The organism is Streptomyces sp. NPDC001292, from assembly GCF_042896465.1.
Lineage (GTDB): Bacteria > Actinomycetota > Actinomycetes > Streptomycetales > Streptomycetaceae > Streptomyces.
The window spans coordinates 12,672-27,113 of record NZ_JBIAXG010000007.1 but is presented as its reverse complement, the minus strand read 5'-3'; the positions used below and the strand labels follow the sequence as shown (position 1 = coordinate 27,113).

Sequence of the window (14,442 nt, the reverse complement as noted above, 5' to 3'; positions counted from 1 at the left end):
GGTTAGCCTAACCTCAGTTCCTGTCCAGGGGGGCCGCCGCGTCCGTGTCGGTCGGCGGGGCGGGCCGCCGTGTCCGTGCCGGTCGGCGGCCCGTGCGCTGACGGGGCGTCAGCTCGTCAGGCCGAGCTCCCTCGCGATCAGCATCCGCTGCACCTCGCTCGTGCCCTCGCCGATCTCGAGGATCTTGGAGTCGCGCCACATGCGGGCCACCGGATACTCGTTCATGAAGCCGTAGCCGCCGTGGATCTGCGTGGCGTCGCGGGCGTTGTCGACGGCGATCGTCGAGGAGTAGAGCTTGGCGAGGGCGGCCTCCTTCTTGAAGGGCTCGCCGGCCACCAGGCGGTAGGCGGCGTCGCGCCAGGCGAGGCGGGAGGTGTGGGCCTTCATCTCCATGTCGGCGATCTTGAACTGGATGGCCTGGTTGGAGCCGATGGGCTTGCCGAAGGAGTGGCGCTCCTTGGCGTACTTCACCGACTCGTCCACACAGCCCTGCGCCAGCCCGGTCGCCAGCGCCGCGATGGCGATCCGGCCCTCGTCGAGGATCCGCAGGAACTGCGCGTAACCGCGGCCCTCCTCGCCCAGCAGGTTCGCCGCCGGCACGCGGACGTCCGCGAAGGACAGCTCACGGGTGTCGGAGGCGTTCCAGCCGACCTTCGAGTAGGCGGGCGCCACCGTGAAGCCGGGCGTGCCGGAGGGGACGATGATCGCGGAGATCCGCGGGCGCCCGTCGGGCTTGCGGCCGGTCACCGCCGTCACCGTCACCAGCCCGGTGATGTCCGTGCCCGAGTTGGTGATGAAGCACTTGGTGCCGTTGATCACCCACTCGTCGGTGTCCGGGTCCAGCCGGGCCGTCGTGCGCGTCGCGCCCGCGTCCGAGCCGCCGTCGGGCTCGGTGAGGCCGAAGGCGCCCAGTATCTCGCCGGAGCACAGCCGCGGCAGCCACTCGCGCTTCTGCTCCTCGGTGCCGAAGAGGTGGACCGGCATGGCGCCGAGCGAGACCCCGGCCTCCAGCGTGATGGCGACCGAGGAGTCCACCCGGGCCAGCTCCTCCAGCGCGATGCCCAGCGCCAGGTAGTCGCCGCCCATGCCGCCGTACTCCTCCGGGAACGGCAGCCCGAACAGACCCATACGGCCCATCTCCCGGACGATCTCGTACGGGAACTCGTGCCGCTCGTAGAAGTCGCCGATCTTCGGGGCGACTACGTCGTGGGCGAACTGCTCCACCGTACGGCGGAGTTCCTCCAGCTCGGGGGAGAGACGGTGGTTCATCGTCGATCACTGCTCCTTGTGGGAGAGGGCACGGAGGGTGCGGGAAGGGCTGGGGCGGCCCAGCTGATCGGCCATCCACGCGCTGGTGGCGGTCAGGCGGCCGAGGTCGACTCCGGTCTCGATGCCGAGACCCCGCAGCATCCACACGAGGTCCTCGGTGGCGAGGTTGCCGGTGGCGGACTTGGCGTACGGGCAGCCGCCGAGGCCGCCCGCGGAGGCGTCGACGGTGGTGACGCCGTGCTGGAGGGCGGCCAGGGTGTTGGCGAGGGCCTGGCCGTAGGTGTCGTGGAAGTGCACGCCGAGCGCGGAGGTCGGCACGTGCTGCTCGTTGAGCGTGGCCAGCAGTTCCAGGACGTGTCCCGGGGTGGCGACGCCGATCGTGTCCCCGAGGCTCAGCTCGTCGCAGCCCATGTCCAGCAGCGCCCTGCACACATGGGCGACCTGGTGGAGCGGGACGGCGCCCTCCCAGGGGTCGCCGAAGCACATGGAGACATAGCCGCGGACATGGGCGCCCTCCTCCTTCGCGCGGGCCACGACCGGCTCGAAGACCGCGAGCGACTCCTCCACCGTGCGGTTGAGGTTGGCCTTGGCGAAGGACTCGGTGGCGCTGGCGAAGACGGCGATGCGGTCCGCCCCCAGGGCGAGCGCGCGCTCCAGTCCGCGCGTATTGGGCACGAGGACCGGCAGACGCACCCCCTTCAGATCCTTGACCTGCGGGAAGAGCGCCTCCGCGTCCGCCAGTTGGGGAACCCACTTCGGGTGGACGAAGCTGGTGGCCTCCACGGTCGTCAGGCCCGCGTCGGCGAGGCGGCGGATGAACTCCGCCTTGACCTCGGTCGGCACGGTCGCCTTCTCGTTCTGCAGTCCGTCGCGCGGCCCGACCTCGTGGATCCTGACCCGCGCGGGCAGGTCGGGGGCCGGGACCACCATCGGGAGGCCGGTGTCCGAGGTGCTCATGCCGTCCGGGGTGCTCATACCGGCTCCTCCTCCACGGGCGCGGTTTCGGCCGGGGCTGTCTCGGCGGGGGCGATGACCGCCAGGACCTGGTCCATGGCGACCGTCGTGCCCGGGGTGACGTCCAGTTCGGTGACGGTGCCGGCGTGCGGCGCGCAGATGACGTGCTCCATCTTCATCGCCTCGACCACCAGCAGGCTCTGCCCAGCGGCCACCTCGTCGCCGACCGCGACCTTCACCACCGTGACCGTGCCCGGCATGGGGGCGGTGAGCGAGTCGGCGCCGGAGTGGGCCGCGCGGCTGAGGGAGGCGGCCACCGGGTCGTGGTCGCGCACGTGCCAGGCGTCGCCGTCGCGGGCGAGCCAGTCGGCGACGCGGTGGAAGGTGTGGCGGACGCCGTCGAGAGTGACGGACACCGTGTCGTCGGTGACGGTGTGGGTGCCGCGGGCCTGATGAGTGACGGGTTCGAGTCCCGTCACTCGCAGCGGGAACGCCATCGGCTTCGGCTCCCCGCCCAGCCGCCAGCCGCTCGGCACGGAGAACGGGTCGGTCCAGCCCCCGCCTCTCGGACGCAGGTCCTCCAGCCGTACCGCCGCGGCGGCCTCGTAGACCTCCTCCGGCACCTCCGCGGCGATCAGCTCGTCCGCCACCCGCTCCACCAGCCCGGTGTCCAACTCGCCTGCCACGACGGCCGGGTGGGCCAGCAGCCGGCGCAGGAACCCGGCGTTGGTCTGCACGCCCAGCGTGACCGTCCCGGCGAGGGCCGCCCGCAGTTTCCTGAGCGCGGTGGCCCGGTCCGGGCCGTAAGCGATCGCTTTGGACAGCATCGGGTCGTACAGGCTGCCGACCTCCGTGCCCTCGCTGAGCCCGGAGTCGGTGCGCACCCCGTCTCCCTGCGGCTCGCGCAGCCCGAGCACCGTGCCGCCCGAGGGCAGGAACCCGCGTGCCGGGTCCTCCGCGCACAGGCGGGCCTCGATCGCGTGACCGGTCAGCCGGATGTCCTCCTGGGCGAACGCCAGCGGCTCGCCCGCCGCCACCCGCAGCTGCCACTCCACCAGGTCCAGGCCCGTGATCAGCTCGGTGACCGGGTGCTCCACCTGGAGGCGGGTGTTCATCTCCATGAAGAAGTACGACGCCGGGTCCCCGCCGGGGACGATGAACTCCACCGTGCCCGCGCCCCGGTACCCGCAGGAGCGGGCCGCCTGGACCGCGGCCTCGCCCATCGCGGCCCGGGTCTCCTCGTCGAGGAGAACGCTCGGCGCCTCCTCGACGATCTTCTGGTGGCGGCGCTGCAGGGAGCACTCGCGCTCGCCGAGGTGCACCACGTTGCCGTGCCCGTCGGCCAGGACCTGGATCTCGATGTGCCGGGGGTGGTCGACCCAGCGCTCGACCAGGAGGGTGTCGTCGCCGAAGGAGGCACGGGCCTCACGGCGGGCGGCCGCGATCTCCTCCTCGATCAGGCCGGCGTCCCGCACCAGCCGCATGCCCTTGCCGCCGCCGCCGGCGGACGGCTTCAGCAGCACCGGCATGCCGATCCCGCGGGCGGCGTCGGCGAGCTGACCGTCGGTGAGCCCGGAGCCGCTGGAGCCGGGGACGACCGGCACTCCGGCCGCCTTCACCGTCTCCTTGGCGCGGATCTTGTCGCCCATGAGGGAGATCGCGTCCGCCGGAGGGCCGATGAAGACCAGCCCGGCCTCCTCGCAGGCGCGCGCGAAGCCGGCGTTCTCCGCGAGGAAGCCGTACCCGGGGTGGACGGCCTGCGCGCCGGTGCGGGCGGCGGCCTCCAGGATCCGCTCGACGGACAGATAGCTCTCGGCCGCGGGTGCCGGGCCGATCCGTACCGCCGTGTCGGCCTCCCGGACGTGCCGGGCGCCGGCGTCGGCGTCGGAGAAGACGGCCACCGAGCGCACGCCGAGCGCGCGGAGCGTACGGATGACCCGGACGGCGATCTCGCCCCGATTGGCCACCAGAACCGTTTCGAACATCGTCACGAGGTCCCCCCTCACATCCGGAAGACGCCGAACTGGGGCTCACCCAGCGGGGCGTTGGCGCACGCGGTCAGGGCCAGGCCCAGCACCTGGCGGGTCTCCAGCGGGTCGATCACGCCGTCGTCCCAGAGGCGGGCGGTGGCGTAGTAGGCGTTGCCCTGGTGCTCGTACTGGGCGCGGATGGGCGCCTTGAAGGACTCCTCGTCCTGCGCCGGCCACTCCTCGCCGCGTGCTTCGAGCTGGTCCCGCTTGACGGTGGCGAGCACGGAGGCGGCCTGCTCGCCGCCCATGACGGAGATCTTGGCGTTCGGCCACATCCACAGGAAGCGGGGGGAGTAGGCCCGGCCGCACATGGAGTAGTTGCCCGCGCCGTACGAACCGCCGACCACGACGGTCAGCTTGGGCACGCGGGTGCAGGCGACCGCGGTGACCATCTTGGCGCCGTGCTTGGCGATGCCGCCCGCCTCGTAGTCCTTGCCCACCATGAAGCCCGAGATGTTCTGCAGGAACAGCAGCGGGATCCCGCGCTGGTCGCACAGCTCGATGAAGTGGGCGCCCTTCTGGGCGGACTCGGAGAACAGGATGCCGTTGTTGGCGACGATCCCGACCGGGTGGCCGTGGATCCGGGCGAAGCCGGTGACGAGGGTCTGCCCGAACTCGGCCTTGAACTCGGCGAAGCGGGAGCCGTCGACCACGCGCGCGATGATCTCGCGGACGTCGTAGGGGGTGCGGGGGTCGGCGGGCACCGCGCCGTACAGCCCGGAGGGGTCGACCTTGGGTTCGACCGCCTCGGTGACCTGCCAGGGCAGGGTGCCGCGCGCGGGGAGGGTCGCCACGATGTTCCGCACGATGCGCAGGGCGTGGGCGTCGTCCTCGGCGAGGTGGTCGGTGACGCCGGAGATCCGGGAGTGCACCTCGCCACCGCCGAGCTCCTCGGCGGTCACGACCTCGCCGGTGGCCGCCTTCACCAGCGGTGGCCCGCCCAGGAAGATCGTGCCCTGGTTGCGAACGATCACGGCCTCGTCGCTCATCGCCGGGACGTAGGCCCCGCCGGCCGTGCAGGAGCCGAGGACGGCGGCGATCTGCGGGATCCCGGCGCCCGACATCCGGGCCTGGTTGTAGAAGATCCGCCCGAAGTGCTCCCGGTCGGGGAAGACCTCGTCCTGCATGGGCAGGAAGGCGCCGCCGGAGTCGACCAGGTACAGGCAGGGCAGGCGGTTCTCCAGGGCCACCTCCTGGGCCCGCAGGTGCTTCTTCACCGTCATCGGGTAGTAGGTCCCGCCCTTGACGGTGGCGTCGTTGGCGACGATCACGCACTCGCGGCCGCTGACCCGTCCGATACCGGCGATGACTCCGGCGGCCGGGGCCTGACCCTCGTACATCCCGTCGGCGGCCAGCGGTGCCAGCTCCAGGAAGGGCGACCCGGCGTCGAGGAGGGTGTCCACGCGATCGCGCGGCAGCAGCTTCCCGCGCGCGGTGTGCCGGGCGCGCGCCTTCTCGCCGCCGCCGAGCCGTGCGGCGGCGAGCTTGCCGCGCAGCTCGTCGGCGAGCGCGCGGTGTGCCTGTTCGTTGGCCCGCCAGGCCTCCGACGCGGGATCGGCCGCGCTCGTCAGCTCCGGTGCCTCGTGCATCCTTGCGGTCCCCTCACCCTGTGGCGGTGCGCCCGACTGTTAATGAGCGTTAACGCGTTTCCCTCCAGGTTAACGAGCGCTAACCTCCCTGTCTAGAATTACTTCCATGGCCACGCGAACCGACGCCCCCACCCGCCGCGAGCAGATCCTCAAGGAAGCCGCGCGGCTCTTCGCCGAACGCGGGTTCCACGGTGTCGGCGTCGACGAGATAGGCGCCGCCGTGGGTATCAGCGGGCCGGGTCTGTACCGGCACTTCGCGGGCAAGGACGCGATGCTCGCGGAGCTGCTGGTCGGCATCAGCGGTCAGCTCCTGACGGGGGCGAAGCGGCGTCTGGCCGAGGCCGACGGGGTGGCCGGACCGGAGGCGGTGCTCGACTCCCTCATCGAGGGGCACATCGACTTCGCGCTCGACGACCGTCCCCTCATCACCTTGCACGACCGGGAGCTGGACCGCCTGCGGGACAGTGACCGCAAACTGGTGCGCCAGCTTCAGCGGCAGTACGTCGAGCTGTGGGTGGAGGTGGTCCGCCAGGTCCATCCGGATCTCGCCGAGCCGGCCGCGCGGTCGGCCGTGCACTCGGTGTTCGGGTTGCTGAACTCCACGCCGCATCTGGGGCGGGCCGGGTCCCTGCCGGGGCGGGGGGCCACGGCGGAGTTGTTGCATCGGATGGCTCGGGGGGCGTTTGCGTCGGCGCCCGCGGCGGGCTGAGCGCCGGTTCGTGGGTGCGTCCCGGCTTGTGACGGGGCTGTGTCCCGTGCCCCGGGACGTGACGTTCGGTTTCGCCCCCGCCGCCCCTGCCCTTCCCGTCCCGGGTGACTTCGCCCCCGGGCCCCCGTTGTCGGCTGCGGGTTCGTGGGGGTCGGTCGGGCAGTTCCCCGCGGCCCTGACGGAGGCGGGGGCTCGCGCCCCGCCTCCGTCCCCCTTCCCGTTCTCCCCTCCGTCCGCGTGACCTGCGTTACCCGTGCTGCTCTTTACGACGTCGCGTACTCGCCGGTACGTTGGTGTGAGCAAGCGCTTAGACAGTCCGGGTCTGTGGAGGTGGCGGCGTGCGCCGTACGGTGTTCAGCGAGGATCACGAGGCGTTCCGGGAGACCCTCCGCGCCTTCGTCGAGGCCGAGGTCGTACCGGTCTACGACGAGTGGTGCGCCGCCGGCCAGGTCCCGCGCGAGTTCTACCACAGGCTCGCCGAGCTCGGCCTGTTCGGCATCAACGTCCCCGAGGAGTACGGCGGCGCCGGACTCCAGACGCACCGGTTCGAGGCCGTGCAGTACGAGGAGACCGCCCGCGCGGGCGTCACCTTCGGCGGCTCCGGCGTCCACGTCCTGCTCGCGCTGCCCTACCTCAAGATGCTCGCCACCGACGAGCAGAAGAAGCGTTACCTGCCCAAGTTCGTCTCCGGCGAGGAGATGTGGGCCATCGCGATGACCGAGCCCGGCACCGGCTCCGACCTCGCCGGCATGAAGACCACCGCCCGGCTGAGCGAGGACGGCACGCACTACGTCCTCAACGGTGCCAAGACCTTCATCACCGGCGGCGTCCACGCCGACAGGGTCATCGTCTGCGCCCGCACCGCCGCCCCGACGGCCGAGGACCGCCGCCACGGCATCTCCCTGTTCGCCGTGGACACCCGGTCCGAGGGCTACTCGGTGGGCCGCAAGCTCGACAAGCTGGGCCTGAAGGCCTCCGACACCGCCGAGCTGGCGTTCGCCGACGTCGAGGTCCCGGTCGAGGACCTGCTCGGCGAGGAGAACAAGGGCTTCTCCTACCTCGGCGCCAACCTGCCCTCCGAGCGGTGGGGCATCGCCTTCGGCGCCTACGCGCAGGCCAGTGCCGCCGTCCGGTTCGCCAAGCAGTACGTGCGGGAGCGCACTGTCTTCGGCAAGCCGGTCGCCCACTTCCAGAACACCAAGTTCGAGCTGGCCGCCTGCCAGGCCGAGGTGGACGCGGCGCAGGCCGTCGCCGACCGCGCGCTGGAGGCCCTCGACGCCGGTGAGCTCACCCCCGCCGAGGCCGCCTCCGCCAAGCTGTTTTGCACCGAGGTCGCCCACCGGGTCATCGACCGCTGCCTCCAACTGCACGGCGGCTACGGCTACATGAACGAGTACCCCATCGCCCGCCTGTACGCGGACAACCGCGTCAATCGCATCTACGGCGGCACCAGCGAGATCATGAAGTCGATCATCGCCAAGGACATGGGTCTGTAAGGGCCGGCCGCCGCATGAACCCAGCACTTCGGTCCCTGCTCGATCTGCTCGACCTGGAGCGGATCGAGCGGGACATCTTCCGCGGCCAGTCCCGCTACGCGGTCGTCCCGCGCGTCTTCGGCGGGCAGGTCGCGGCGCAGGCGCTGGTCGCCGCCGGGCGCACGGTCCCCGAGGACCGGCACGCGCACTCGCTGCACGCGTACTTCCTGCGCCCCGGAGACCCGGGCGCGCCCATCGTCTACACCGTGGACCGCATCCGCGACGGCCGCTCCTTCACCACCCGGCGGGTCGTCGCGGTCCAGCACGGGCAGCCCGTCTTCCACCTCTCGGCGTCCTTCCAGACGTACGAGGAGGGCCTGGACCACCAGGCGCCCATGCCGTCCGCCCCGGACCCGGAGACCCTGCCCACCTCGCAGGAGCGGATGCGCGGCTACGACCACCTTCCGCGCCAGGTCGCGGAGCGGTTCCTGGAGGCCCGCGAGGCCGTCGACCTGCGCTACGCCGACGAGCCGCCGTACGGCAGGTTCGGCGAGCCGCGCGAGCCGCACTCCCAGGTGTGGTTCCGGGCCAACGGCAAGCTCGACGGCGACATCGACGAACCGCTCCTGCACGTCGTCCTCGCCACCTACGTCTCCGACATGACGCTGCTGGACTCCGTGCTGCTCGCGCACGGCCGCGGCGGCTGGGCGGTCGGCGACGTGGTCGGGGCCTCGCTGGACCACGCGATGTGGTTCCACCGGCCGTTCCGGGCCGACGAGTGGCTGCTTTACGACCAGGAGTCCCCCTCCGCGCACGGCGGGCGCGGCCTCGGCCAGGCCCGCATCTACACCCAGGACGGCCGGCTGGCGATCTCGGTGATCCAGGAGGGCGTGGTCCGCGTGCCCCGGTCCCCGGACGTGTCGCCGCCCTACTAGGGCGTGTTTCGAAAGTCCCGCCTGCCCCGCGACGCCTGGCACGGCGCCTCGCCGCGTTGTCGGGATCGCCCGCGTACGCCCAGTACGCGGACGACCCTCCGCCTTGCGATGCACCGCACCGGACGCCGCGGGGCCCGCCCTCCGGGCGGACGGCGCTACTTTCGAAACACGCCCTAGTTGTATTGCCGCGGCAGGCAACGTTCGCCCGTCAAGGAGCGGCGTCCGGTGCGAGGACCTCCGCCCGGCACACCCCCAAGCTCTCCGAGCAGGGGACCCCCAGAGCACGCACCAGACGCCGTGGGGCCGCCCTTCGGGCGACGACGGGAATGTGACGACAGGCCCTAGTAGCCCAGGCCCGCCCGGTCCAGCAGGTACGCCGTCATCGGGTCGTAGTACCGGGGGCTGACCACGTGGTCGTCGAGCGGCACGGTCACCTGGACGGTTCCCTCGGCCTCGGCGACGAAGAGGGCCGGGTCGTTGCAGTCGGCGTAGCCGACCGAGTCCACTCCGTGCTGCCCGGCGTATCCCGCCCAGCCGTGGTCGGCGACGACCAGGTCGGGCAGCGGGCGGCCCTCGCGCTCCAGTCCGGTGAGGATCGCCCGCATCGGCTCGCCGGAGTGGGTGTGCCACAGCGTGGCGCCGTGTTCCAGGACGGCCACGTCCGCGAACTGCATGACGTAACCCTCGTCCGTCTGGAGCCCGTCCGGGATCACCACGATCTCGCAGCCGGCGGCGCGCAGGGCGGCGGCGGTGGCGCGGTGCACGTCGAGCAGGCCACCGGGGTGACCGGTGGCGAACAGCACCCGCTGACGGCTGTCGGCCGCCTTGCGCAGCCGGCCCGCCATCCGCTCCAGCGCGTCGACGGTCAGCTCGGGGTCGATGGTGTCCTGGCCGTAGCGGTGCTCCGGGTCGTCGTTGACGCCGACGCGCTCCGCCATCACCGCCAGCACGTCCTGCTCGTCACTCCAGCGGTCGCCGAGCTCCAGACCGAGCCAGAAGTGGCGGTCGCCGTTCGCGAGCTTGCGGTAGTGGGAGAGGTTGTTCTCGCGAGGGGTGGCGACGTCCCCGGCGATACGGGTCTTCACGAGGTGGTCGACGAGCTCGGCGCGGCTGGGTGTCCCGGATATCGGCATGGCTCCCATTGTGGAGCAGCGCTCTGCCCGCGTCGCCGGTGTCCCGGCCGCTGGGACGCGGGTCACGCCCGCCGCAGGGCGAACCACAGCTCCATGCGGACGTCGGGGTCATCCAGGTCGGCGCCGAGGAGGGCGCCGCAGCGGGCGATGCGCTGGCGGACGGTGTTGCGGTGCACGGACAGGGCGACCGCGGTGCGGTCCCAACTGCCGTGCAGGGACAGCCAGGTGCGCAGCGTCCCGGTGAGCGCGGGAGCCGCGCCGAGCGGGGCGAGCAGCGCCTGGGCGTGGGCGTCTGCCTCGTCCCGCGGGAGCAGGTCGGTCAGACCGGGGCGGGTGCCGTGGCCGACCAGAGGGGTGCGGGTGGCGCGGGCACGGGCCAGGGCGCGGGCCGCCTGGGCGTCGGCCGTCGCCCAGTCGCCGGGGCCGACGGCGGTGCTCACCCCGAGGGCCCAGCCGGGCTGGGGTCCCGGCTCCCGCTCGGCGGGCAGGAGGGCCCGTACGACCCCGTCGGTGAGGTCGACCAGGGCCGAGCCCAGCGTGGCGCCGAGCGCGGAGGCGGCCACGGAGTCGGCCGCCTGGGTGTCCGGCCGCGCGTGCACGACGACCCACTGTCCGGTCCCGAGCAGTGGCGCCACCTCCTCGGGCGCCGCGCCCAGCAGCACCCGCACCAGCGCCGAGGACCGGGCCGCCCCCGTACCGCTGCGGTGCTCCCCGGTGAGCAGCGAGAGCAGCACAGCGGCCACGGAGGCGATGGTGTGGTCCCCCGGTTCACGGCGCGGCGAGGCCACCCCGAGCACGAAACCCTGCCCGGTCCCGAGCGCGTAGGCGGCGAGATGGCTGCCGGCCACGGTGTCGGTGGCGGAGGAGGGCGCGGTCCGGGCGACGGAGGCGGCTGCGGTGGCGGGCCGGCCGGTCGGGGTCGGGGGCGTCCGGACGGCCGCGCCCGGCGGGGTCGTGGTCGTCGGCGTCGTGGTCGCCGGGGCCGGGCGCACCACGTCCGTCAGGTGGGCGAGCGCCTGGCGGGCGATGTCGTGCGGGGCCCGACCCGCCGAGGCGATCTCCGTGCCGTCCGGGCCGTACAGGGCCGCCCAGCCGGTCAGGCGCTGGGCCAGCTGGCGCAGGACCGAGGGGACGGGGTCGGGGCGCGAGGATGCGGCCGCCAGGCTCTGCTGAGCCTCCGTGACGCGGCGCAGTTCGGCCAGCCGGGCCTGGGCCATCAGTTGCCAGACGGCGCGGGCGACGCCGGAGAAGGTGGTCTGCGGCGGGACCTCCAGCAGCGGCAGGCCGTGGGCCTCGCAGGCCGCCACCAGGGTGCGCGGCATCGTGTCGTGCACCGGAGCCAGACCGAAGCCGATGGCCGCGCCGCCCGCCGCCGCCACCCGGGAGACGTAGGTGTCGAAGTACGGACCGGTGGCGTCCGCCGGGGTGACGTGGACGCCGGCCGTCAGCAGCAGTTCGCCGCCCAGCAGGTACGGGTAGGGGTCGGCCATCTCCGAGGTGTGCGCCCAGTGGATCACGGTGTCCCGGTCGGCCGGGCCGGCGATCGGGCGCAGCGCGAGGTCCTCCCGGGCCAGCAGCGCGGACAGCGGGATCGGTGGGGTCGGTGGGACCGCCGGGGCCACTGACACGGATGCGTCCGGCATGATGTGCATTCCTTCCATACCGCCGCGACTCGAATGGATGAAAAGTACACTTCGCAGTCGCTTTTCGGCCACCTAGTGTCAAGGCAGACCGGCAGCCACGGGTACGGGCGATGTCCCCGCGAGCCCTTGCCGACGCCCAACCCCCACATATCTGCACGACCCCGAATATCTGCACGACACCGCCACCCGGATGTGCGCGAAGGAGGGCCCCACATGGCCGTCGACTACACAGTGATCGTCGTCTATCTCGCCGGCATGCTGGCCATGGGCTGGTGGGGTATGCGCCGTGCCAGGTCCAAGAGCGAGTTCCTGGTCGCGGGCCGCCGCCTGGGCCCCGCGATGTACTCCGGCACCATGGCGGCGATCGTCCTCGGCGGCGCGTCCACCATCGGCGGCGTCGGCCTCGGCTACAAGTACGGCCTCTCCGGCGCCTGGATGGTGTTCACCATCGGCCTCGGCCTGCTGGCCCTGTCGGTGTTCTTCTCCGCCCGCATCGCCCGACTGAAGGTCTACACCGTCTCCGAGATGCTCGACCTGCGCTACGGCGGCCGGGCGGGCGTCATCTCGGGCGTGGTGATGTGGGCGTACACCCTGATGCTGGCGGTGACCTCCACCATCGCGTACGCCACGATCTTCGACGTCCTGTTCGACCTGAACCGCACCGTCGCGATCATCCTTGGCGGCACGATCGTCGTCGCCTACTCCACCCTCGGCGGCATGTGGTCCATCACGCTGACCGACATGGTGCAGTTCGTGGTCAAGACGATCGGCGTGCTGCTCCTGCTGCTGCCCATCGCCGTCGTCAAGGCGGGCGGCTTCAGCGAGATGAAGGCCAAGCTGCCGACCTCCTACTTCGACCCGCTGGGCATCGGCGGCGAGACGATCTTCACGTACGTCCTGATCTACACCTTCGGCATGCTCATCGGCCAGGACATCTGGCAGCGCGTGTTCACCGCCCGCAGCGACACCACCGCCAAGTGGGGCGGCACCGTCGCCGGCACCTACTGCCTGGTCTACGCGATCGCCGGCGCGGTCATCGGCACCGCCGCCAAGGTGCTCTACCCCAAGCTCGGCAGCGCCGACGACGCCTTCGCCACCATCGTCAAGGACGACCTGCCCATCGGTATTCGCGGCCTGGTGCTCGCCGCCGCCCTGGCCGCGGTGATGTCCACCTCCTCCGGCGCGCTGATCGCCTGCGCCACCGTCGCCAACAACGACATCTGGTCCCGGCTGCGCGGCGTCGTCCACCGTGACGGGGAAGCGCACGACGAGGTCAAGGGCAACCGCGCCTTCATCCTGATCATGGGCGTCGGCGTGATCTGCACCGCCATCGCGCTCAACAACGTCGTCGAGGCCCTGACCGTCGCCTACAACCTGCTCGTCGGCGGGCTCCTCGTGCCGATCCTCGGCGGGCTGCTGTGGAAGCGCGGCACCGCGCAGGGCGCCCTCGCCTCCGTGATCGTCGGCGGCGCCGCGGTCATCGGCCTCATGGCGGCCTTCGGCATCCTCGCCAACGAGCCCGTCTACTACGGCCTGTTGTCCTCCCTGGCCGCCTACGTCGTCGTCTCCCTGGCGACGAAGCCGACCGACGAGGCCGTCCTCGCCGCCTGGCGCGAGCGGCTCGCCGGGCGCACTCCCGAACTCGCCTCCGAACCGGCCCCCGCTCACCAGTAGAGTCGATCACGAGCCATCACATACGCGACGAAGCGCAAGAAAGAAGGCATTTCAGTATGAGCAGCACCGAGACGCCCCGCGGTCCCGTCGACTCCTCCCGCGTCCCGCGGTACGCCGGCCCCGCGACCTTCGCCCGGCTGCCCCGCCTCGACGAGGTGGGCACCACCGACGTCGCCGTGGTGGGCGTGCCGTTCGACTCCGGCGTCTCGTACCGGCCGGGCGCCCGCTTCGGCGGCAACGCCATCCGTGAGGCGTCCCGGCTGCTGCGCCCCTACAACCCGGCGCAGGACGCCTCCCCGTTCGCGCTCGCCCAGGTCGCGGACGGCGGCGACATCGCCGTGAACCCGTTCAACATCAACGAGGCCGTCGAGACCATCGAGGCCGCAGCCGACGAACTCCTCGGCACCGGCGCCCGGTTGATGACTCTCGGTGGCGACCACACCATCGCGCTGCCGCTGCTGCGGTCCGTCGCCAAGAAGCACGGCCCGGTCGCGCTGCTCCACTTCGACGCCCATCTCGACACCTGGGACACCTACTTCGGCGCCGAGTACACGCACGGCACCCCGTTCCGGCGGGCGGTGGAGGAGGGCATCCTCGACACGGAGGCACTCTCCCACGTCGGTACCCGGGGCCCGCTGTACGGCAAGCAGGACCTCAGCGACGACGAGAAGATGGGCTTCGGCATCGTCACCTCGGCCGACGTCTACCGCCGTGGCGCCGACGAGGTGGCCGACCAGTTGCGGCAGCGCATCGGCGACCGCCCGCTGTACATCTCCATCGACATCGACTGCCTCGACCCCGCGCACGCGCCCGGCACCGGCACCCCCGAGGCGGGCGGCATGACCTCCCGCGAACTGCTGGAGATCCTGCGCGGCCTGGCGTCCTGCAACCTGGTCTCCGCCGACGTCGTCGAGGTGGCTCCGGCGTACGACCACGCCGAGATCACCTCGGTGGCCGCCTCCCACACGGCGTACGAACTGACCACGATCATGACCCGCCAGATCGCGGCGGCCCGGAAGGACGCGTAAGCG

Annotated in this window: 11 protein-coding genes; 5 read left to right on the top strand and 6 right to left on the bottom strand. The window is 72.1% G+C overall.

The genetic code is table 11. The features are described 5' to 3' along the window. Positions 1-108: 108 nt before the first annotated feature. Genes ACFY4A_RS10480 through ACFY4A_RS10465 form a run of 4 tightly spaced genes read right to left on the bottom strand, consistent with a single transcriptional unit; the run spans position 109 to position 5,842 of the window. Entirely contained in the window at positions 109-1,269 is a 1,161-nt protein-coding gene (locus ACFY4A_RS10480) for an acyl-CoA dehydrogenase family protein (RefSeq protein WP_390829017.1), read from the bottom strand. 6 nt (positions 1,270-1,275) lie between these two features. Beyond that, on the bottom strand, positions 1,276-2,244 hold the full coding sequence (locus ACFY4A_RS10475; RefSeq protein ID WP_390829016.1) for a hydroxymethylglutaryl-CoA lyase: 969 nt from the start codon (positions 2,242-2,244) through the stop codon (positions 1,276-1,278). Next, positions 2,241-4,208 carry a biotin carboxylase N-terminal domain-containing protein gene (locus tag ACFY4A_RS10470; RefSeq protein WP_390829185.1) on the bottom strand — a complete coding sequence of 656 codons (1,968 nt, stop codon included), beginning with the start codon at positions 4,206-4,208 and terminating at the stop codon, positions 2,241-2,243. Before ACFY4A_RS10470 ends, ACFY4A_RS10475 begins: the two co-directional genes overlap by 4 nt. Positions 4,209-4,225: 17 nt before the next feature. Then, positions 4,226-5,842 (bottom strand): carboxyl transferase domain-containing protein, encoded by a 1,617-nt coding sequence (locus ACFY4A_RS10465; RefSeq protein ID WP_390829015.1) that lies wholly within the window; start codon positions 5,840-5,842, stop codon positions 4,226-4,228. A 106-nt stretch (positions 5,843-5,948) separates the two neighbouring features. On the opposite strand from ACFY4A_RS10465, the gene ACFY4A_RS10460 reads away from it, so the two are divergent. From ACFY4A_RS10460 to ACFY4A_RS10450, 3 genes are all read left to right on the top strand, one after another. Beyond that, positions 5,949-6,551: a TetR/AcrR family transcriptional regulator gene (locus ACFY4A_RS10460; RefSeq protein ID WP_390829014.1), complete on the top strand. Its 603-nt coding sequence runs from the start codon at positions 5,949-5,951 to the stop codon at positions 6,549-6,551. Positions 6,552-6,889: 338 nt separating this feature from the next. Continuing rightward, the gene (locus ACFY4A_RS10455) at positions 6,890-8,047 is read left to right on the top strand and encodes an acyl-CoA dehydrogenase family protein (protein ID WP_390829013.1); all 1,158 of its coding nucleotides are present in this window, start codon (positions 6,890-6,892) and stop codon (positions 8,045-8,047) included. 14 nt (positions 8,048-8,061) lie between these two features. After that, a complete protein-coding gene (locus tag ACFY4A_RS10450; RefSeq protein ID WP_390829012.1) occupies positions 8,062-8,961 on the top strand; it encodes an acyl-CoA thioesterase in 900 nt (299 codons plus the stop codon). Between the two features lie 341 nt (positions 8,962-9,302). On the opposite strand, the gene ACFY4A_RS10445 is transcribed toward ACFY4A_RS10450, so the two are convergent. Both ACFY4A_RS10445 and ACFY4A_RS10440 read right to left on the bottom strand, forming a co-directional pair. Then, positions 9,303-10,094 (bottom strand): phosphatase, encoded by a 792-nt coding sequence (locus ACFY4A_RS10445; protein WP_390829011.1) that lies wholly within the window; start codon positions 10,092-10,094, stop codon positions 9,303-9,305. A 62-nt stretch (positions 10,095-10,156) separates the two neighbouring features. Then, positions 10,157-11,737 (bottom strand): PucR family transcriptional regulator ligand-binding domain-containing protein, encoded by a 1,581-nt coding sequence (locus ACFY4A_RS10440; protein WP_390829010.1) that lies wholly within the window; start codon positions 11,735-11,737, stop codon positions 10,157-10,159. Positions 11,738-11,950: 213 nt separating this feature from the next. On the opposite strand from ACFY4A_RS10440, the gene ACFY4A_RS10435 reads away from it, so the two are divergent. Next, positions 11,951-13,411, top strand: a complete 1,461-nt coding sequence (locus tag ACFY4A_RS10435; protein WP_390829009.1) for a sodium:solute symporter — start codon at positions 11,951-11,953, stop codon at positions 13,409-13,411. Between the two features lie 56 nt (positions 13,412-13,467). Beyond that, complete coding sequence (gene speB, locus ACFY4A_RS10430) at positions 13,468-14,439, top strand: agmatinase (RefSeq protein WP_390829008.1); 972 nt, start codon at positions 13,468-13,470, stop codon at positions 14,437-14,439. Positions 14,440-14,442 lie beyond the last annotated feature (3 nt).